The organism is Terribacillus jepli, from assembly GCF_047228925.1.
Classification (GTDB): domain Bacteria; phylum Bacillota; class Bacilli; order Bacillales; family Amphibacillaceae; genus Terribacillus.
Map to the genome: position 1 here is coordinate 232,083 of NZ_JBFEGH010000003.1, position 17,947 is coordinate 250,029.

Below are 17,947 nucleotides of genomic sequence, written 5' to 3' on the forward strand. Positions count from 1 at the left end.
TAAAATACCAAGCACGATGTTAAGCTGCCGAAGCCCTCTTTGTCCAACGGGAACAGCGCGAGATGGAGACCACGCAGTGGCGATCTTTCCAGGAGGCTGAGTCCGTGCCCGTGGAGAGCGGAGTGTTCTGCCGGAGCGGTGCTTAAGAGTATTGTTCGCTTTTAAACACCAGCATTTTAGGTATGTCCCAGTCTCTTGTTAATTTGGTCGCAGATGCCTTTCCAGTTCATAATAATCCATTCCGTGCCCAGTGACATCCGCCAGGTGCTTCAAATAATCGAGTAACTGAATCCGGTCAGCACGGTAGAATGCAGTTTGCGGAATGTGCAGGATAGTATCCTGGGCAAATTCCCAGATGGTGGAATAGTTTTTTTCGGAAATGGAATCAGCCATCCGGATGAAAATTTGAATCATTTCCACAATCAAGAGATAGTCCTTTTGCGTGTAATGCCGAATGCGGCCAAAACCTTCATGCAGATAAGTGGAAAAAGTCACCGCATTATAAACGACGCGTGTCTGCTTATCTTCATCCTGCAAATAAGGATGCAATGTGGTCGATGCATCCATATTGATCATCAAATCGGCCATTTGATGAAAAGTATTGATAGCGGAAGTAGGATCATCATTTCCGATGGATTTGATGGCAATCTCACTTAACTTGTTCATGCTCATATCCACGTCCTGGATTTCTGAACGTTTATGTCCGATTTGGATCAAGCTATTATATTTTTCGATTTTCAGATCTTGGGCACCTGGTCCGCGATAACTGAACAAACGGTTGCCCTTCAAGACGTAATCGCCGGCCTTTGCATCCAGCCTTACGACAACATCGTCTTCTTTGGCTTGCTTGATCATGTCGACAAAATTGATTAGCTGGACATAACCTGAATCGGAAGCTTTATAGGTATAGCCTGAATAATCTTCAAAAGTATAACCGGGCTCATCGCAGCGGTATGGCTCCAATTCATCTATCAAAGTGGATTGAATGATCCTTTCCGACTCGCTTTTCATTGCATCCACAACATTATGGATTTGCATCCAAGTCGTCGTATGGTTGACAAAAATAGCAAAGGCGATGACAGCTGCCAAGGTGACAAGTGTACAAGAAATCGGTACGGCGGTGAAATAATCTCTGGAGCTGTTCGTTACGAATAAGAAAGAGATTAGCATAAAGACAAAGCTCCCGTAAAAGAGACCAAGAATATGCTGTGTCGTCCGATCCGAAATGAAGTTGAAGAGCATGCGTGGCGAATACTCGGAACTGAAGCTAGTCAAAGCGACCAATATAGAGTTCAATGTATAGGCAGCCAGCAGCAATGTACCGCTGACGAGCGCGCTTACGAGGGTACCGGTATTGGAAGCAGAAGCATTAAAGAAACCAGTAGTTTTGGTAGGCAGATCGAAATACAGATCCAATAATAATGGAATTGCTACGAGAGCAAGTGTCCCCGTTATATAGAGAGCCGGCATCATCCAGAGATTGAGCTGCACTTCGTGTTTGCGCTGCCTGCTTGTCATATGCAGATATTTTCTGATAGGTCGAGGGAATAGTTTGATAAACATAAAGGACGCCTCTCTTTTGGGTTTGATCATAAGATTGTACCCTACATTCCAAAACGGCAAACCCTTGCCGGTCGAATGAATACCTGGCTCTTTGAGCGGGTAGAGTAAGAGCAGGAAGGAGGGGGACGATGGCTGATATCAAACAGGAAAAAGGGAGATTTTATCTTGGCGATAGCGAACTGCCCGATGCAGAGGTGACATTCAGGGAAACAGATGATATTGTCATTGAACATACGATGGTAGTCGAAGGTAAACAAGGTTCAGGTATCGGAACGGACTTGATCGATCATGTAGTGGCATATGCGAAGGGAAAAGGAAAGCAAATTGTTCCGGTTTGTACTTTTGCACAAGAAGTTTTGAGCTCGGATAAGAAATATGATGGGGTATGGGAAGGACCATTATAAGAAAGAGTGACTCGCAGCATACGAGTCACTCTTTTTTTAATTATTGATATATTTTTCGTAAACGGCACCGAAATCATGTGCATGATATTTAGCTTTTGTCGAGGATAACCATTCAAAGCCGAATTCTGTCAGTTTGCGGTATGTGTCATCCAATGTGCCGTCCGTGTACCGGGACTGCTGCAGGATGGCGGCTGCTTTATCCAAGCTCGTATGGGCCATGTCCGTATATAAATTGTTTTCATAATTGATTTCCGCAATGCGCAACAGCGCTTTATAAAGATCCTTCAGCTGATCGATTTGATCCTTCTTCACATCGATGCTGATCACCTGGTTATCGATGGAGAACTTAATCTCTATATCGAGATCAACTTTTCCGGCCGTTTCCAAGTAAACATTGCTGATGCGATGCTGCAAATACGGATACCGGCGGAGTGTGCGCTTGGATGATACTGCACTTTCGCCGTCGACATGAATGATGGCAAGGTTCGTGAAGCAGTATTCGTCCTGTTTCGTTTTGATCAGGAAGTATATCTTTTCATTATCTTCGTTCATCACATAATCATCGGCATCTGTCTTATCATAGTCACGTGGGGAAATGATCGTACCAATGTCGGAAAGACCTAAAGCATCGGAAGCCAGTTTCTTAAACATAAATTAACCCTTTCTGCTATGTAGCGTGTGATATACTAATTTTAGCAATTCTGACAGAGGTCATCCATATTGTTTTGGTAAATGATCCATCTGTACTAACGAAAGGCGGAATGAAATGAAAGATAAAATAAGACCTATGCCGCAGACAAAACGGCTCCACTGGATTGATGCTGCAAGAGGTGCAGCGATTTTGGGGATTTTCATGGTGAATGCTCCCTCATTCGGATCCCCGTATTATATGCCAGGCTTTGATTCACCTGAATGGGATTCACAGCTGGATAGCTTTTTATTGGGCGGCATCGATATTTTCTTCCAAGCGAGCTTTTATACGTTATTCTCCATCCTGTTTGGTTTCGGGATGCAGCTTATATTCGACAGCCGGAAACGCGACGGCATCAAGCCAGGCTGGTTTCTTAGCAGAAGGATGCTTGTACTGCTTGTGCTTGGGGCGATTCATGCATTCTTGATTTGGCATGGAGATATTCTTTTTACATATGCGATTCTTGGATTATTGCTGATTCCTTTTCTTTACACACCGAGATGGGTATTGCTGATGATGATACCAATCTTGCTTATTCCTTCAATCCTATTAAGCACTTTGTCCGTTTGGAGTGCTCCTTTGCTTGGAATTGATGTGGAAGAAATGATGTTGGTTATGATGGACATCGAAAATAAACTTGCTGTGTACGGGAATGGTACGTATACAGAAGTTTTGCAGCAGAACATGGTTGACTGGCGGACAGCTAATTGGGTTGGCGGAATCATAAGCAGTGTATTCATGCTGCTGCCATTAATGATGCTAGGTGCCTATCTTGCCCGTGTGAAGCTGTTCCATGATCCAGTGGCGAATCGTCGCAAGCTGATTTGGATGACGGTGATTACTGGATTTCTTTTCCTTGTATTCAAAGCAGGCCCTTATTTGATCGGTACGCCGTATTGGCTGACCATTATCCAGGATTCGATTGGCGGACCAGCGTGTGCGTTGTTTTATCTTTCTGTCATAACACTTGTTGCAAATCTTCCGGTATTCAGCTGGATTGCTAGGCAGTTGAGCTACGTCGGCCGCATGTCTTTGTCTAATTATCTATTCCAATCTGTTTTGATGTTCGTATTGTTCTATGGAGTTGGTTTTGGTTTATATGGACAATTTTCTTTGCTTGGTTTTGTTGGCTTTGTTGTCGGTGTATTTGTAATCCAAGTGACCATAAGCCGCATTTGGCTCCGATTCTTTACTTTCGGTCCAATCGAATGGCTGTGGCGCATACTGACATATGGTAAGATTCAGCCGCTGCGGAAGAAAAATATGCAACGTGTGTCTTGATGCCGAAATAAAGGGAATCATGGTATGATGGACGAGTACTTATCAAAAGGAGGCACACCCAATGGACGGAATGATACTTACACATATAATCGGCTGGGGGCTGGGACTCTTGCTTTTCTTTATCGCACTTGTTCTATACAGTGAGAAAAAGAAGAAACAAGCAACAATCCCGCATATGATCCTTCGGCTGGATTATCTGCTTATCCTGTATACCGGATTTGTTTTATTATGGAGATATTTCGACGAGGATGGTTCTTCCTTTACCGTTCAAGCGATCATCAAGGGCATTGCTGGCCTTATCGTCATCGTTTGCATGGAGATGATCCTTGTGAAATTAAAGAAAGAGAAGTCTGCAAAAGCTTGGTGGATCATCTTCTTCATTGCACTGGTCATCACATTACTTCTTGGCTTCGGTATCCTTCCGATGGGATTCCTTCCATAAGCCTGCCTACTAAGGCAGGTTTTTTCTTTTGCTCACGTTTAGCGCAACTTTTCATATGTTGTAGAAGTAACGGCTTAATATATGACATAGGCGAGAAAAGGAGTAGAGCGGGCATATGTGCGGTATTACCGGGTGGGTTAATTTCAAACGGAATTTGGTGCAGGAGCAACCTGTCATCCAAAGAATGGCTCAGACATTATCGAAACGGGGGCCGGATGAGTATAACGATTGGGGCGCATCACATGTCCTGTTCGGTCACCGACGTCTGATTGTAGTGGATGCTGCTGGAGGCAAACAGCCGATGCAGCATAGCGATGAACGCGGTACTTATACATTGGTTTACAATGGGGAACTGTACAACACAGAAGATATCCGGAAGGAATTGAAGCAGCGGGGGTGGTCCTTTCACGGACATTCCGACACGGAAGTGCTGCTGAAGAGCTATATCGAATGGAAAGAAGCGTGCGTTGAAAAATTCAATGGCATCTTTGCATTCGCCATTTGGCATGATAAAACAGAAACACTCTTTTTCGCAAGAGACAGATTGGGTGTAAAACCGCTTTTCTATATGGAACAGGATGGCGGACTGCTGATCGGTTCAGAATTGAAAGCAATACTGGCTCATCCGGAAGTGGAAGCAGTCCTTGATGAAGAAGGAGTTTCAGAGGTATTATCGTTGGGGCCATCGCGGACACCCGGTCATGGCGTTTTCAAAGGTATCAAGGAATTACGGGCGGCTCATATTGGGAAATTCGATAGAAATGGCTTGAAACTGACTCGTTATTGGAATGTAGAAAGTAAAGAGCATACAGATAATATAGAAGAAACTGCTGCAAAAGTGAGGGAACTGCTGACAGATGCAGTTATCCGACAGCTCGTTTCAGATGTGCCGCTTGGCACCTTTTTATCAGGCGGAGTCGACTCCAGCGCGATAACGGCAATTGCTGCGAATCACTATAAAGAAACAGGCAAAGGCCCGCTTTCGACATTTTCGATTGACTTCGATGGGAACGATACATTTTTCAAGAAAAGCGATTTTCAGCCGGCGAGTGACCAGACGTTTGTCGAGAAGATGCAAAAAGCCTTTGGCACGAATCATAAAACATATGTGATGGATAATCTTCTCCTTGCTCAGTCGCTCAAAGAAGCGGCCATTCTCCGGGATTTGCCCGGTATGGCGGATGTGGATGCCTCCCTGTTCTGGTTCTGTGAACGCATCAAAGAAAATGTTACAGTAGCTTTGTCAGGAGAATGCGCAGATGAAATATTCGGCGGGTACCCGTGGTTTTATCGGGAGGATGACTTGAACAGGGAAGGCTTTCCTTGGATTCGTTCCGCTGAAGTACGTAACGGTCTGCTGAAGAAAGAATGGCAGCAGACACTGGATTTGCATGGCTATATGCTGGATAGGTATCAGGAAACAATCGATGAAACGCCATTGCTGCCGGGAGAGGAAGCAGAGGCAGCAAAACGGCGGCAAATGTTTTACTTGAACATGCACTGGTTCATGCCGACTTTGCTGGACAGAAAGGACCGGATGAGCATGGGTGCAAGCTTTGAGGCTCGTGTACCGTTTAGTGATCACCGTTTGGTGGAATACGTATGGAATATCCCATGGGAAGTAAAGACATATGGCAACAAGGAAAAAGGTATACTCCGGAAAGCACTCGAAGGTATCCTGCCGGATGAAGTGCTCTACCGGAAGAAGAGTCCATACCCTAAAACGCATAACCCAGTCTATACTGCAGCAGTCGTCCAGTGGATGGAAGGGATCCTCCAAGATGATGAAGCAAGGTTATTTGACTTATTCGATCGTCAAGCAATCACAGCATTAGTCAAAAGTAAAGGGCAGGATGTAACGGCACCTTGGTTCGGTCAATTGATGACAGGGCCGCAGCTGCTCGCGCATTTGGGCCAAATCGATTTCTGGCTGCGGCATCATGATGTGAAGATACGTGTCTGACTCTGGGAGCTATTTCGGCTCCTTACATAGTAAACTATTTTCTTTCGGTCGGATTTCGGCTATAATGATTCGCAGGCTTTTGCGCGGGAATAGCTTTCGGGCGTTCTGCGCAAGCTTTTTAATGGATGGGACTTATAAGGAGGTACATAATTGTTCTATTTTGAAGTAAAACGTTTCGTGGTCGTCATATTCGGTGCTTTACTCAATGCAGTTGCGCTGAACTTCTTCCTGATACCAGCAAGTGTGTATGGCAGCGGATTTACTGGAGCTGCACAGCTTTTATTCGATTTTTTTGCACAAGTCCTAGGCATCACCTCGATTGGCACAGGAATATGGCTGTTCCTTTTGAATGTTCCGGTAGCAATCTTAGGCTGGATGAAGGTGGGCAAAGGATTTACGATATATAGTCTATTTTCGGTAGCTTGTATGACCGTCTTGCTGGAGCTGCTTCCGATTCATGCTTTATCGGATGATATCATCCTGAATGCAGTCTTCGGGGGCGTCATTGCCGGAGTCGGTGTCGGTTTGACATTGAAATGGGGAGCTTCCACCGGAGGGATGGATATTGTCGTCATGATTTTATCCCGTCTCAAAGATAGACCAGTCGGCACATACTTCTTGCTATTGAATGGGATCATCATAATTCTTGCTGGTGTCCTTAATGAACCAGCGAATGCTCTGTATACTTTAGTCACCCTGTATGTCTCCACTCGGGTGATCGATGCGATTCATACGCGCTATGAAAAAGTAACGGCCATGATTGTCACTACCAAAGCGGACGAGCTGTCCAAAGCCATCTATAAAAAGATGGTGCGCGGAATTACGATCATTCCCGTCAAAGGCGGATACACACAACAAGACAAAAATATGCTCATGCTCGTCATTACCCGTTATGAATTATATGATTTGGAACACATCATCAAGGAAGTGGATCCATCCGCTTTCATGAATGTTGTCGAAACAGCAGGCATCTACGGATTCTTCCGTAAAGATAAGTAAAAGCTGAGGAGCCAGTATGCTCCTCAGCTTTTTTTAATAGCCTGCTTCTTCCATGACGGCGACGACTTTTGCGGAAAGCTCGTCCCAATCTGCGTTCGGCAGTTTGTTGATGGTAATGAAGTTTTGGAAGCCGAATACATTATCGACACCTTCAACTGTCATCAGCTGATTCATGATGTCATATTCGCTTGTTTGTCCAGGCATGACGGATACGCTGCCATTGCCTTCAAAGATAATTTTATCAGTAGTGAATTTCTTCGCATTCGGATTCGGGGTATTCTCAACTCTTACACTCATGCTATTGACCTCCTAGCGTCCATACTTATCCCTATCATAGCAGATAGCAGGAAAATAAAAAAGCGTGAAATGACTTGGGCAGCGGTAAAGAAGGAGAGAAGTGGATGGTATTCCCTGTAGGGGTCATTGGCGGGGATGGTGCTGTCAGGTTGGATGTATCTTTGGCAGCTTATGACCGGCAATAAGTTTTTTACGTCCCGTGGATCATGGAGGTTGATTGGAGTGGGTCCATGCTCTATCTTTTTCACATGATTATTTCCTGGGCAATTGTCCTTGTTTATCTGGAACAAAAGGCTGATCGCTTTTGGGATGAGGATACGGCCTCTGTTTATTTCCTTTATCCTGTATTCGCTCAGCAGTCTGTGCCTGCTGAGGATGATTGGCGTGCATGCATAATCTGGTATGCTGGACATTTATAGTAGCTTATTGATTTATTTTATCATAACAAATTCTGAGGGAGAGGCAGATGCCATGTAGCGTTATGATATAATCAACCTGCAATCTTAGCTATTACACCATGTTAAGTGCAATAAAGATAGAGGTGTGGAGATTGAAGAAATACCAGGAAATTTTCAAAACAAAAATAAATGAAAGTTTTGCGATGTTCAAGCAGCAGGAGACGATTCGCAAAGGAGATCTGTATCAGCTTGTGCACCAAATCAAAGGCACAGGAGCATCCATCGGGCTGGATATCTTGTCTGAAGTTGCAGAAACACAGCTGCTCCACATGACTGATATAGAAGGAGAGCGACTTTCCAAACATATATGGATGCCTATTATAGAAACAATCGAGGCAGCGCTGCAGCAGCAGGCTGAACTTCCACCTCTTCCCAGGGAACTGATCAGGCAGGAACCGGTTCTCCTAATTTCGAGTAACAATGATTGGCTGATGCGAGCGAGGGAACGTATCGAGAAGGAAGGGCTTCAAGTAATTGTAGCAGCAGATAAGGAACGCGCGATAGCGCATCTTTATGACGCTCACCCGCTCATCACGCTGATAAATGGCAACTGGAGGAATCATATTTCCAAGGAAGATACAGCTTACGTGCAGCAAAAGATGTTCTCCTTTGTTATGTTCATTGGCGGTGGACTGAATACTGAAGAAAAGCGGCGTTACTTGCGCAGCGGGATTGCAGATATCATTGATGATCCCGAAGTGGATGATTTGGTGATCGAGCTTATCTTCAATCGTCTTAGGCTACTGGATACAATGGAACAGCGAGTGGTTGTAGATCCTTTGACACAAGTTTATAATCGATCTTTCTTAGCAGGCTTCCCGACTGGTCGTGTGTCGGAATTAGCTTGTGCAGTGCTGGATATTGATAATTTTAAGCAAGTGAATGATACATATGGTCATGCCAGCGGGGATATTGTCCTGCGGAATTTTGCTGCTTATCTAAAAGGTGCCGTACGCGAGGAGGATTATGTGATCAGGTATGGAGGAGAAGAATTCCTTCTGCTAATGCCGGGTCTTTCAGGAGAGATTGCTGCGAGCCGTTTGCGGGAGATACTGGATGGATACATGCATCGACCGCAGGAGCTGAAGCAGACCGCCATTTACACATCCTTTACTGCAGGGGTGGCATCGATAGTAAATGATGAACCCTTTGTGATGGATCGGTTGATTGAACAAGCAGATCAGGCATTGTATTACGGCAAGCGAAACGGAAAGCAGCAAGTGAATATGTATGATTCCAGCCGCCATAACCTGGAAGAGGAACCCTACAAATCTCTTTATCTATCAGTGGTTGATGATGATGGAATCATTCGTTCCCTGCTCCAAGAAAGTCTGGAAGAGCTGCAGATGGATGGATACACGACTAAACTAAGAACTTTTGCAGACGGAGGCTCACTCCTTGACTCTGAGTGGATCAAGCAAGCAGGCAAGCATATCGTTCTCCTTGATGGTGTCATACCGGATATGGATGGGTTGGAAGTATTGACAGCATTACGCCAATTCACGAATGAAAAGAATCTGTTTGTGATGATGCTGACGGGCAGACAGGATAATCAGGACGTAGTAAAAGCACTGGAGCTCGGAGCGGATGATTATATGACCAAACCGTTTCACGTTGAAGAAGTTGCAGCCAGAATCAAGCGGCTGACGCTCCGCACCTAAGAGGTGGAAAAAATGGTAAGGATACATCGAGGTAGCGCAGTGGCTGTCGGCCAGAGTGGAAGCAGCATGCTCGATTATCATGCTTACAGAAAAAACGCAGCAGTCCGATATCGAGGAAACGAAAAAGCGGGCATTTCTTTTATATGGCCAAACCGTTTCGTCCGGCACAACTGATATTGCTTGTTGAGGGTATTCCCGATGCCTGATCACTTTCGCCAATCAATCAAATGGCAGTTTCTTTACATCTTTTTCGCCATGCTGGCGACAATGGTTAGTATGGCGGCTTTTTAAAACATTGTTAAAAACGCGGCGCTCTCTTTTGGTCAAAGTCGATCATTTTGCAAGCGATCCTGCTAAATGGCATATATGAGCAAGCATAAAGAAGCAGATCCACTTGGGATCTGCTCCTTTTTTGTTACTGATCGAGTTTCTGCTGCAAGTCCTGCAAGTGCTGCTTTTCTTCAGCAGTCGCATCGTTATATGCAGATTGGATGGCATCCTGCGTTGCTGCAGAGTCATCCTGGCTCGGCTTATTTGTCAAGCCCTGCACTTTTTGCTTGGCTCTTTCGAAGAAGTTTTCCATCCTAAAACCCTCCATTATGGCTTTCTGATTGCTGCTTCTTCACAGTGTCGCTGAAGCGCTCACGATAGACGAAAACATCGTCATGCTGCCTGACCGATTGCGCTCCTTGACTTGTGAACCGTTTGGATTTACTTCTCTTGCTCATTCGTTACCCCTCCGAACGTCTAAAGAAGTAAAAAGCATAACCGGCTTTACCCGATTACGCTTTTATTTTGCTCCTTGGCAGGAGCAAATATGAGATGTAAAAACTGTTAATTTGCCGGTACTTCCAACTTCAGATAAGTATGCAGGAAGGTAGCGATACCATCTTCCATATTCGATCCTGTTGTATAGTCGGCGATCGCTTTCAATGGACCGATTGCATTGCCCATGGCAACCCCGGCTCCGGCATACTCGATCATTTCCAAGTCATTGTCTTCGTCTCCAAAGGCAATGATATTTTTTTGCGGGATATCGTAGTAATGGGAAATCTTTTGCAGGCCGACTGCTTTGCTCAGGCCTTTTCGGATGATTTCAATGATATGGTACGGTGCTCCCCAGCGGCGATGCTCAATTACTTCCGCATGCTCCTTCTCCAGTGTCTCCCGTATGGAAGCAACTTGGTCTTCGTGCGGGTAAATGAGTAAGGATGTCGGATCATCCTGGAGCAACTGCGTCAAGCTGCCGACTTTGATCGGGTCATCTTCTTCCTCTAAATGGAATAAATCCAATAAATACTGGTCAAAGCGGTCGATATACACATCGTCCATTACTTCAGCGATGATATTTTTTACATTGAGTTTATGGCATGTGTCCACGATTTTCCTTGCAGTGCGAATTGGCATCGGGGAGTGGACAGCGTCCCATTTCTTATCATCAGGATGATGGATGAGTGCTCCGTTGAAATTGACCATCGGAGTGGTAAGACCGAGTTCACGATAATAAGCCAAAGAAGCGCGGTGCGGTCTTCCTGTCGCGATGACGATAACATGACCAGCTCGAATAGCTGCCGCAATAGCTTGTTTATTCTTTTCGGAAATATGCTTGTCATCCGTCAAAAGTGTTCCATCCAAATCAAGTGCTATCAAATGTTTTTCCATTCATTATCACCTCTATATTGTCATTATAGTGTATCCTTCTCTTTCTCATCTGTAAAGAAATCGTCAAGACGAAGGAGTATCGATTTACAAAAGCAGGCTGGACATACTAAGATGAAGCAGTAAGCAGTGGAATACGTTGAAGAGGATGAAGCAAATGATCGTCATTAAAGAAGAAGTCTGGAACGAGGTGCCGGTGCTATGTGTGGAGCAGGCAGGTGCCGAGGATAAAGAACTTCCTGTATTTACATATTTCCATGGTTTCACCAGTGCCAGGGAGCATAATTTGCCAATCGCGTATATGCTGGCAGCCAAGGGCTATCGTGTGTTATTACCGGAGGCGCTTCACCATGGTATTCGGGAAGATAACATAAGCAGCGGCAAACGTCAGATGGAGTTCTTTGCCATCGTAAAAGAAAATCTGCATGATCTGCAGCAGATCCATCAATACGCTTCTGATAAAGGTTTGATTCAGGATGATCGATTTGCTATCGGTGGTACGAGCATGGGCGGTATTACAACATGCGCAGCATTGACACAATTCGATTGGGTCCAGGCTGGCATGGTGATGATGGGATCGCCTAAAATTGCCGCATTCGCTCGCGGGATGGTGGAGGCTGTCAAACAATCCGGCATTGAAATGAACGTATCGGAAGAAGAATTGGAGCAGATGTATACTTCCCTTGAGAAAATCGATCTTTCCCTGCATCCGGAGACGATCGGCAATCGCCCGATGTTCTTCTGGCACGGCGACAAGGATCCGGTCGTTCCATACGTGCATTCGCGCAGTTTTTATGAAACATTAGAGAACAAAGCAGAAAAAAACGAACAGTTCACATATATGACAGAAGAAGGGGCTGGTCACAAAGTCTCCAGAAAAGCGATGCTTGCCGGGACGGCTTGGCTGGAGAAGGTACTGTAGCAGTTTATTTCTATTTTGGTGAAAATATGTTTAAATAGATGCAGATAAACAGTTTTTAACTGGTATGAAGGAGGAGCAGGAATGGATCAGGCGTTGGAAGAAAATATGCTTGGAGCACTGGAGAATGTAATTGATCCTGAGCTGGGAATTGATATCGTCAATCTAGGCCTTGTATACGGGGTAGACATAGATGAAGATGGTACTGGAATTGTTACCATGACATTGACTGCGATGGGCTGTCCGCTGGCTGGTCATATCGAACAGGATGTAAAACGTGTCCTTATGGATATTCCGGAAATAAAGGAAACGAAAGTGAATATCGTTTGGAGTCCGCCATGGTCCAAGGACCGTATGTCCCGCTATGCTAAAATTGCACTCGGGATTCCAGATTGATATCTTGCCCTCCTGCTGAAGCAGGAGGGCTTTTTTGCACGCTCGGCACTTCCCTGGCATAGGCTGATGTTGTAAAGGGGGAAGGTTCATCGTGACAAATTCATATGAACAAACGTATCCGCAATCTCATCACATGATGGATATGTGCAAAAGGCATAAAAATCAGTATGTTCTCGTCCAGTTGATGGATGGGTACCAGCTGGATGGCATCATCTTGGATGTGGATGATGAATATGTCCATCTCGCAATACCAGCAGATGAACAGTATGATTTTGTAGAGGATGACGACGATTATCGTAATCCGTATGGATACCCAGGCTACGGATTCGGATATGGATATGGATATCCAGGCGGCCGTTTCCGTCGGCTTGTTTTACCGCTTGTCGGTTTGGCGGCCCTCAGCTTGATTCCATGGTAAAAGAAAAAACCTTGCCGACTGGCAAGGTTTTATTCATGCTTTTCTCCTTTGGGAAGAACAGCTGATACAGTCCAGACACCTAGACTGAAGACAATAGTCATAACGTAAACGAGTGACATATCGTATGAATCACCGGACATGCTTGTCAGAACGAATGCTACGACAGCACTAAGGACAAACGCCCAAATAATGGTTACGATAAACCGCATTAGTATCACCTCTATCATTCACACATATACATCTATCATAGCAGGTTCCGGCTAAAAAGAAAACGATTCTTGTGCAAATCCTCACATGAATAGGAGGGGTGAGTTTTATGCATTTTCTCGTAAGTCAATGTTATTCCTGGGAGGGATATCATCTGGTCCAGGCACTGTTGGAAGATGGTCACGAAGTGTCAGGTTTGCATGGGGCATCCTTATCAGATAGAGAAGTGCATCTGAGTATGTATCTCGGTCGCCATGCCATGTTCAGCGAAGGTATACAGAAGACGGATTATAAAGCGTATATCAGTTTTTTCGGTTCAGCGGAAAAGGATATCGCAGCGCATCACCACGTGGATATCAGTTATGAAGCAGGAGACGCCTCCAAAATAGGGAATCAAATTTTGCTTCCTATATTATATGGTGAATGGATGCCCAGGGATGAGCATGCATTGAGATGGAATGGAAAACGAATACCGTTTGAGGATGCGTATTTTTGCCGTCATGCGCTCCCTATTAAACCTGTGATGCAAACGATCAGCAAGCTCTTATCAGGAAACAGAGAAATAGAAAGATATCAATTTTATACAAAAGAGGTATGCCCGGAGCAGGAAGATCGCACGGTCATTGCCCTCGCACGTAATATAGCGGATGATTTAGCTGTTTTACACAGACACTATGCACAATACAGCCGCTTTTACAATTGATCCTGCCCCGATCATATTATTTCTTTGAAATGAATTTGACGGCATGGTTTTTCAGGTGTTTTACATATGGAGAAAGCTGCTCGTAGGTTTCCATGATGGTGCCGGCGGTCTCCATTAAATTGAATTCTTTGTTCGAGGCTTCTTTTTTCAGTTCTTCGGGTTCCTGTCGTGAATTTCTTCTTTTACCAAAAAGAAATTCATCCATTCGGGAATCGTCTCTTCTCAACTTCGCACACCTCCATGGGATATAGTATGTGCAGTAAATGTATCTTGTCTATGTGTTTACCCCGGGAATTTGGCAGCGAAGATATTTTGTTTAACTTAAGAGCTTACAGAACAAGAAAAATAAGTTACAATATACTTCAGATTATGCTCTTAATATGGTCATTAATTATTTTTCGACCAGTCAGAACAGCTTCAGCGCGAATGATTGCTGAAGAAGGAGGAACAATTGTATGGAAAAGAAAAGAGTTGTTGTCACAGGTCTAGGCGCGGTGACACCAGTTGGAAATGACGCCGCTGCAATGTGGCAGAATCTCTTGGAAGGTAAATCGGGCATTGATGTTTTGACCCGAGTAAATAAAGATGATTACCCTGCCAAAGTGGCAGCAGAAGTAAAAGACTTCAATCCTGAAGCCTATATGGAAAAGAAAGATGCAAAACGCATGGATCTTTTCACGCAATATGCGGTAGCAGCGAGTAAGATGGCTGTTGAAGATGCAAAACTGGAAATCACTGAAGAAAATGCAAATCGTATTGGCGTATGGATCGGTTCCGGTATTGGCGGTATGGGGACATATGAGGAACAATTCGAGAAACTGATGACGAAAGGTCCACGCCGAGTGAGCCCATTCTTTGTACCGATGATGATTCCGGATATGGCTTCCGGCCAAGTATCCATCCAGCTTGGTGCAAAAGGAATCAACTCTTGCTCCGTTACAGCGTGTGCATCCGGAGCGAACTCAATCGGAGATGCCTTCAAGGTTATCGAACGCGGTGACGCAGATGCAATGATCACAGGCGGATCGGAAGCTCCTTTGACAAAAATGGCTTTCGCAGGCTTCTCAGCTGCCAAAGCATTATCCTTCAATGATGATCCGAAAACAGCCAGCCGTCCATTCGATGCCAATCGAGATGGTTTCGTAATGGGAGAAGGAGCAGGTATCTTAATTTTAGAATCACTTGAATCCGCTTTGGAACGCGGTGCAACGATTTATGCGGAGATCGTCGGCTACGGAGCATCTGGTGATGCCTATCATATCACAGCACCAGCACCAGAAGGTGAAGGTGCTGTACGCGCGATGCGTCAGGCAATGGAAGATGCAGGGCTGCAAGCCGAGGATATCGACTATGTCAATGCACATGGGACAAGCACTGAGCTTAACGATAAATTCGAAACAGCAGCTTTGAAACAGCTTTTGGGAGATCATGCTTATCAGACAGCCATCTCTTCCACGAAGTCAATGACAGGCCATATGCTTGGTGCTGCTGGAGCAGTGGAAGCAATCATTTGTGTCAAAGCGATCCAAGACGGCATCATTCCTCCAACGATCAATCAAACGGAGAAAGACCCCCTTTGCGATCTGGATTATGTACCGAATGTAAAGCGTGAAAAGAAAGTTCGCGCCGCTTTGAGTAATTCACTTGGATTCGGCGGCCATAACGCGGCCCTCGTATTCAAACAATATCAGTAAGTCCGAAAACCTCCTATTATATAGGAGGTTTTTTTCTGCCTCAAATCATATAATACAAGAATAAATCTTTGCTGGTTGGTCATAATGTATCCTACTACAACCCACACGGACCACGCTCTTACACCCAATGAATAAAGCTGCATGCAAGCGTGTGCCGTCGTCGGAATAGCAGAATCGAAAAGCAAAGTGAGGGTTATCTATGTTATTTATGCATGATATTTGGGTGAATTGGTTTGAAGGCGAAGAAAATGGTTACAATGTATGTTCCTTTCATGAATGGCGAAAAGAAGACGGCATCGAACTGCTCGATCAGGTACCATTGCTCTACATAGAAGATGCGCTATTCGCATACATCGAAAATGACTTGCGTGAGCTCCCGAAGGCGATGCTGGATATGATTCATCGGAAAGCTTTCCTTCGTAAGAACCAAGAACGGATTGCCATCGATTATGCATGCATTGTAACAAACGGAAAAGCGATCCTTGCAATCGATACGATGGGATATATCACTCCGGTAAGGAAAAGCCGGCTGATTCCACGACAAGAAAGGCTTGTCTATCAAATGATCGAAGACATCCAGCCTGAAACATTCGAATGGAAAGCAGAAGGGGAGGAGAAGGAATACCATATCCTATCCCTGAAGCCGGACTTGATGGTTGGACTGACAAGGAAGGAGAGACAGCTGAAGCAGATCCTGATGATGACGATGGATCAGCTTGAAACGAGTGAGAATCTGGAGCAAGTCAGATATTGGCTTACCGAATGGAAGCCTGAAGAGTATCACGTGAACCGCTCACTTGAATTCAAGCAAGCATGGCAGAAGCTATATGACGGCGTCTCGATCGGCTGGAGCAAGAAGCAAGAGGAACTATGCGAAAAAATGGTGAAAGGCCAGCCATTTTATGAAAAGCTTTGGGAACTTGAGCAAAATGACCAGGCCAAAACCTCATAAAAAATAACCGGCAGTTTTAATCTGCCGGTTATTTTTTATTTTCCGCGACCTAATCCCATCGCCTTTTTCGCTTTGCGCAAAGTCTTGTTGGCAACCGCTTGTGCGCGTTCTGCGCCCTTATCAAGTACTTCATCCAAAGCATCGCTTTCCATCCATTCGTAATAACGCTTCTGGATTGGAGCAAGCATCGCGACTACCGCATCTGCTACTGCTTGTTTGAAATCACCATAACCGCTGTCAGCGAATTCCTGCTCGCTTTCTGCAATCGTCTTATTCGTCGCTACCGAATAAATGGTGAGCAGGTTGCTGACGCCTGGTTTGTTTTCTTTATCATAGCGTACGACACCTTCGGAATCCGTAACAGCACTCTTGATTTTCTTCACGATCTGCTTCGGCTCATCCAAAATGAAAATGGAAGCCTTCAGATTTGCATCGGATTTACTCATCTTCTTCGTTGGTTCCTGCAAGGACATGATCCGGGCGCCGACCTTCGTGATCTGGATGTCCGGAACTGTGAAAATGTCATTGTAGCGGTTATTGAAACGTTCTGCTACATTGCGCGTCAACTCCAAATGCTGCTTCTGGTCATCACCGACAGGGACGATATCGGTATTGTATAGAAGAATGTCGGCAGCCATGAGCGGCGGATATGTCAGTAAAGCAGCGGAAACGCCATCTTTTCCATCAGATTTATCCTTGAACTGCGTCATTCGTTCCAATTCACCGATGTAGCTGATGGATTGAATCATCCAGCCAAGCTGTGTATGCGCCGGTACTTCTGACTGAATGAAAAGAACAGATTTTTCCGGATCGATCCCAGCAGCCAGATAAAGGGCAGCAAGTGAACGGATTTGCTGTTTCAGATTCAGTCTGTCCTGCGGTACGGTTATCGCATGCTCATCCACGATACAGAAGTAGCATTGATTGTCTTCCTGCAAAGCAGGGAATTGGCTCAAGGCGCCAATGTAGTTGCCAAGCGTTAAGCTGCCGCTCGGCTGAATACCAGAAAAAATAGTTTTCATCTTACTCTTCCTCCCAAAAAGGCACAAAAAAATCCATTCGCTTGCCTGCTATTGCTGCAGGGACGAATAGACCGCGGTGCCACCCTAATTATCCTTCCAATACGAAGGATCACTTGATGCAGTTAACGCCTGCTTAAACGGCGGGAAACAATCCCGCAGCTCCAAAAACCCAATTTCCGCTACTCATGGTGCTTGTTCTCACCAGCCACAAGCTCTCT

At 45.1% G+C, this 17,947-nt stretch carries 22 protein-coding genes and 1 other annotated feature (1 of these 23 running past the window's edge); of the genes, 13 read left to right on the forward strand and 9 right to left on the reverse strand.

The window, feature by feature from the left end:
• Positions 1-198: 198 nt before the first annotated feature.
• Positions 199-1,563 (reverse strand): DUF2254 domain-containing protein, encoded by a 1,365-nt coding sequence (locus tag AB1K91_RS05430; RefSeq protein ID WP_413088765.1) that lies wholly within the window; start codon positions 1,561-1,563, stop codon positions 199-201.
• A gap of 128 nt (positions 1,564-1,691) precedes the next feature.
• Between AB1K91_RS05430 and AB1K91_RS05435 the strand changes: the two genes are divergently transcribed.
• A complete protein-coding gene (locus tag AB1K91_RS05435) occupies positions 1,692-1,967 on the forward strand; it encodes a GNAT family N-acetyltransferase (protein WP_413088766.1) in 276 nt (91 codons plus the stop codon).
• A 36-nt stretch (positions 1,968-2,003) separates the two neighbouring features.
• Here AB1K91_RS05435 and AB1K91_RS05440 read toward each other — a convergent pair whose 3' ends face one another.
• Positions 2,004-2,618 carry a PH domain-containing protein gene (locus AB1K91_RS05440; protein WP_413088767.1) on the reverse strand — a complete coding sequence of 205 codons (615 nt, stop codon included), beginning with the start codon at positions 2,616-2,618 and terminating at the stop codon, positions 2,004-2,006.
• A 115-nt stretch (positions 2,619-2,733) separates the two neighbouring features.
• Here AB1K91_RS05440 and AB1K91_RS05445 point away from each other — a divergent pair, with 115 nt between their 5' ends.
• The 4 genes from AB1K91_RS05445 (at position 2,734) to AB1K91_RS05460 (ending at position 7,343) form a co-directional block, all read left to right on the forward strand.
• The gene (locus AB1K91_RS05445; RefSeq protein WP_413088768.1) at positions 2,734-3,939 is read left to right on the forward strand and encodes a DUF418 domain-containing protein; all 1,206 of its coding nucleotides are present in this window, start codon (positions 2,734-2,736) and stop codon (positions 3,937-3,939) included.
• 61 nt (positions 3,940-4,000) lie between these two features.
• Complete coding sequence (locus tag AB1K91_RS05450; protein ID WP_413088769.1) at positions 4,001-4,381, forward strand: YisL family protein; 381 nt, start codon at positions 4,001-4,003, stop codon at positions 4,379-4,381.
• 115 nt (positions 4,382-4,496) lie between these two features.
• Positions 4,497-6,344: an asparagine synthase (glutamine-hydrolyzing) gene (gene asnB, locus AB1K91_RS05455; RefSeq protein WP_413088770.1), complete on the forward strand. Its 1,848-nt coding sequence runs from the start codon at positions 4,497-4,499 to the stop codon at positions 6,342-6,344.
• Between the two features lie 150 nt (positions 6,345-6,494).
• A complete protein-coding gene (locus tag AB1K91_RS05460) occupies positions 6,495-7,343 on the forward strand; it encodes a YitT family protein (RefSeq protein ID WP_413088771.1) in 849 nt (282 codons plus the stop codon).
• 33 nt (positions 7,344-7,376) lie between these two features.
• Here the strand turns inward: AB1K91_RS05460 and AB1K91_RS05465 are convergent, their stop codons facing one another.
• Positions 7,377-7,640 (reverse strand): NifU N-terminal domain-containing protein, encoded by a 264-nt coding sequence (locus tag AB1K91_RS05465; protein ID WP_093726897.1) that lies wholly within the window; start codon positions 7,638-7,640, stop codon positions 7,377-7,379.
• Positions 7,641-7,870: 230 nt separating this feature from the next.
• Here AB1K91_RS05465 and AB1K91_RS05470 point away from each other — a divergent pair, with 230 nt between their 5' ends.
• Together AB1K91_RS05470 and AB1K91_RS05475 are read left to right on the forward strand one after the other, a co-directional pair.
• Positions 7,871-8,059, forward strand: a complete 189-nt coding sequence (locus AB1K91_RS05470) for a hypothetical protein (protein ID WP_413088772.1) — start codon at positions 7,871-7,873, stop codon at positions 8,057-8,059.
• Positions 8,060-8,190: 131 nt separating this feature from the next.
• Complete coding sequence (locus AB1K91_RS05475) at positions 8,191-9,759, forward strand: GGDEF domain-containing response regulator (protein ID WP_413088773.1); 1,569 nt, start codon at positions 8,191-8,193, stop codon at positions 9,757-9,759.
• A 415-nt stretch (positions 9,760-10,174) separates the two neighbouring features.
• On the opposite strand, the gene AB1K91_RS05480 is transcribed toward AB1K91_RS05475, so the two are convergent.
• The 3 genes from AB1K91_RS05480 to AB1K91_RS05490 form a co-directional block, all read right to left on the reverse strand.
• Positions 10,175-10,342 carry a DUF3813 family protein gene (locus AB1K91_RS05480; protein ID WP_413088774.1) on the reverse strand — a complete coding sequence of 56 codons (168 nt, stop codon included), beginning with the start codon at positions 10,340-10,342 and terminating at the stop codon, positions 10,175-10,177.
• A gap of 1 nt (position 10,343) precedes the next feature.
• Positions 10,344-10,487: a hypothetical protein gene (locus AB1K91_RS05485; RefSeq protein WP_413088775.1), complete on the reverse strand. Its 144-nt coding sequence runs from the start codon at positions 10,485-10,487 to the stop codon at positions 10,344-10,346.
• 106 nt (positions 10,488-10,593) lie between these two features.
• On the reverse strand, positions 10,594-11,421 hold the full coding sequence (locus AB1K91_RS05490; RefSeq protein ID WP_413088776.1) for a Cof-type HAD-IIB family hydrolase: 828 nt from the start codon (positions 11,419-11,421) through the stop codon (positions 10,594-10,596).
• Between the two features lie 154 nt (positions 11,422-11,575).
• Between AB1K91_RS05490 and AB1K91_RS05495 the strand changes: the two genes are divergently transcribed.
• The 3 genes from AB1K91_RS05495 (at position 11,576) to AB1K91_RS05505 (ending at position 13,151) form a co-directional block, all read left to right on the forward strand.
• Positions 11,576-12,340, forward strand: coding sequence for a prolyl oligopeptidase family serine peptidase (locus AB1K91_RS05495; protein WP_413088777.1), 765 nt, complete (start codon positions 11,576-11,578; stop codon positions 12,338-12,340).
• 81 nt (positions 12,341-12,421) lie between these two features.
• Complete coding sequence (locus tag AB1K91_RS05500; RefSeq protein WP_093726902.1) at positions 12,422-12,733, forward strand: metal-sulfur cluster assembly factor; 312 nt, start codon at positions 12,422-12,424, stop codon at positions 12,731-12,733.
• A gap of 91 nt (positions 12,734-12,824) precedes the next feature.
• A complete protein-coding gene (locus AB1K91_RS05505) occupies positions 12,825-13,151 on the forward strand; it encodes a hypothetical protein (protein ID WP_413088778.1) in 327 nt (108 codons plus the stop codon).
• A gap of 29 nt (positions 13,152-13,180) precedes the next feature.
• On the opposite strand, the gene AB1K91_RS05510 is transcribed toward AB1K91_RS05505, so the two are convergent.
• On the reverse strand, positions 13,181-13,360 hold the full coding sequence (locus AB1K91_RS05510) for a DUF2929 family protein (RefSeq protein WP_413088779.1): 180 nt from the start codon (positions 13,358-13,360) through the stop codon (positions 13,181-13,183).
• Between the two features lie 107 nt (positions 13,361-13,467).
• On the opposite strand from AB1K91_RS05510, the gene AB1K91_RS05515 reads away from it, so the two are divergent.
• Positions 13,468-14,061 carry a hypothetical protein gene (locus tag AB1K91_RS05515; protein WP_413088780.1) on the forward strand — a complete coding sequence of 198 codons (594 nt, stop codon included), beginning with the start codon at positions 13,468-13,470 and terminating at the stop codon, positions 14,059-14,061.
• A 16-nt stretch (positions 14,062-14,077) separates the two neighbouring features.
• Here the strand turns inward: AB1K91_RS05515 and AB1K91_RS05520 are convergent, their stop codons facing one another.
• The gene (locus AB1K91_RS05520; RefSeq protein ID WP_413088781.1) at positions 14,078-14,287 is read right to left on the reverse strand and encodes a hypothetical protein; all 210 of its coding nucleotides are present in this window, start codon (positions 14,285-14,287) and stop codon (positions 14,078-14,080) included.
• A gap of 229 nt (positions 14,288-14,516) precedes the next feature.
• Between AB1K91_RS05520 and fabF the strand changes: the two genes are divergently transcribed.
• Positions 14,517-15,755: a beta-ketoacyl-ACP synthase II gene (gene fabF / locus AB1K91_RS05525; RefSeq protein WP_413088782.1), complete on the forward strand. Its 1,239-nt coding sequence runs from the start codon at positions 14,517-14,519 to the stop codon at positions 15,753-15,755.
• Between the two features lie 199 nt (positions 15,756-15,954).
• Positions 15,955-16,707 carry a YjbA family protein gene (locus AB1K91_RS05530; protein ID WP_413088783.1) on the forward strand — a complete coding sequence of 251 codons (753 nt, stop codon included), beginning with the start codon at positions 15,955-15,957 and terminating at the stop codon, positions 16,705-16,707.
• 35 nt (positions 16,708-16,742) lie between these two features.
• Here AB1K91_RS05530 and trpS read toward each other — a convergent pair whose 3' ends face one another.
• Entirely contained in the window at positions 16,743-17,729 is a 987-nt protein-coding gene (gene trpS, locus AB1K91_RS05535; protein WP_413088784.1) for a tryptophan--tRNA ligase, read from the reverse strand.
• Between the two features lie 55 nt (positions 17,730-17,784).
• Positions 17,785-17,947, reverse strand: a binding site (T-box leader); it runs 44 nt beyond the window's last position.

Excerpts from the sequence above, each read along its gene's own strand:
- AB1K91_RS05430 (WP_413088765.1), bottom strand. The coding sequence starts at position 1,563 with ATGTTTATCAAACTATTCCCTCGACCTATCAGAAAATATCTGCATATG.
- AB1K91_RS05435 (WP_413088766.1), top strand. The coding sequence starts at position 1,692 with ATGGCTGATATCAAACAGGAAAAAGGGAGATTTTATCTTGGCGATAGC.
- AB1K91_RS05440 (WP_413088767.1), bottom strand. The coding sequence starts at position 2,618 with ATGTTTAAGAAACTGGCTTCCGATGCTTTAGGTCTTTCCGACATTGGT.
- AB1K91_RS05445 (WP_413088768.1), top strand. The coding sequence starts at position 2,734 with ATGAAAGATAAAATAAGACCTATGCCGCAGACAAAACGGCTCCACTGG.
- AB1K91_RS05450 (WP_413088769.1), top strand. The coding sequence starts at position 4,001 with ATGGACGGAATGATACTTACACATATAATCGGCTGGGGGCTGGGACTC.
- asnB (WP_413088770.1), top strand. The coding sequence starts at position 4,497 with ATGTGCGGTATTACCGGGTGGGTTAATTTCAAACGGAATTTGGTGCAG.
- AB1K91_RS05465 (WP_093726897.1), bottom strand. The coding sequence starts at position 7,640 with ATGAGTGTAAGAGTTGAGAATACCCCGAATCCGAATGCGAAGAAATTC.
- AB1K91_RS05470 (WP_413088772.1), top strand. The coding sequence starts at position 7,871 with ATGCTCTATCTTTTTCACATGATTATTTCCTGGGCAATTGTCCTTGTT.
- AB1K91_RS05480 (WP_413088774.1), bottom strand. The coding sequence starts at position 10,342 with ATGGAAAACTTCTTCGAAAGAGCCAAGCAAAAAGTGCAGGGCTTGACA.
- AB1K91_RS05485 (WP_413088775.1), bottom strand. The coding sequence starts at position 10,487 with ATGAGCAAGAGAAGTAAATCCAAACGGTTCACAAGTCAAGGAGCGCAA.
- AB1K91_RS05490 (WP_413088776.1), bottom strand. The coding sequence starts at position 11,421 with ATGGAAAAACATTTGATAGCACTTGATTTGGATGGAACACTTTTGACG.
- AB1K91_RS05495 (WP_413088777.1), top strand. The coding sequence starts at position 11,576 with ATGATCGTCATTAAAGAAGAAGTCTGGAACGAGGTGCCGGTGCTATGT.
- AB1K91_RS05500 (WP_093726902.1), top strand. The coding sequence starts at position 12,422 with ATGGATCAGGCGTTGGAAGAAAATATGCTTGGAGCACTGGAGAATGTA.
- AB1K91_RS05510 (WP_413088779.1), bottom strand. The coding sequence starts at position 13,360 with ATGCGGTTTATCGTAACCATTATTTGGGCGTTTGTCCTTAGTGCTGTC.
- AB1K91_RS05515 (WP_413088780.1), top strand. The coding sequence starts at position 13,468 with ATGCATTTTCTCGTAAGTCAATGTTATTCCTGGGAGGGATATCATCTG.
- fabF (WP_413088782.1), top strand. The coding sequence starts at position 14,517 with ATGGAAAAGAAAAGAGTTGTTGTCACAGGTCTAGGCGCGGTGACACCA.
- AB1K91_RS05530 (WP_413088783.1), top strand. The coding sequence starts at position 15,955 with ATGTTATTTATGCATGATATTTGGGTGAATTGGTTTGAAGGCGAAGAA.
- trpS (WP_413088784.1), bottom strand. The coding sequence starts at position 17,729 with ATGAAAACTATTTTTTCTGGTATTCAGCCGAGCGGCAGCTTAACGCTT.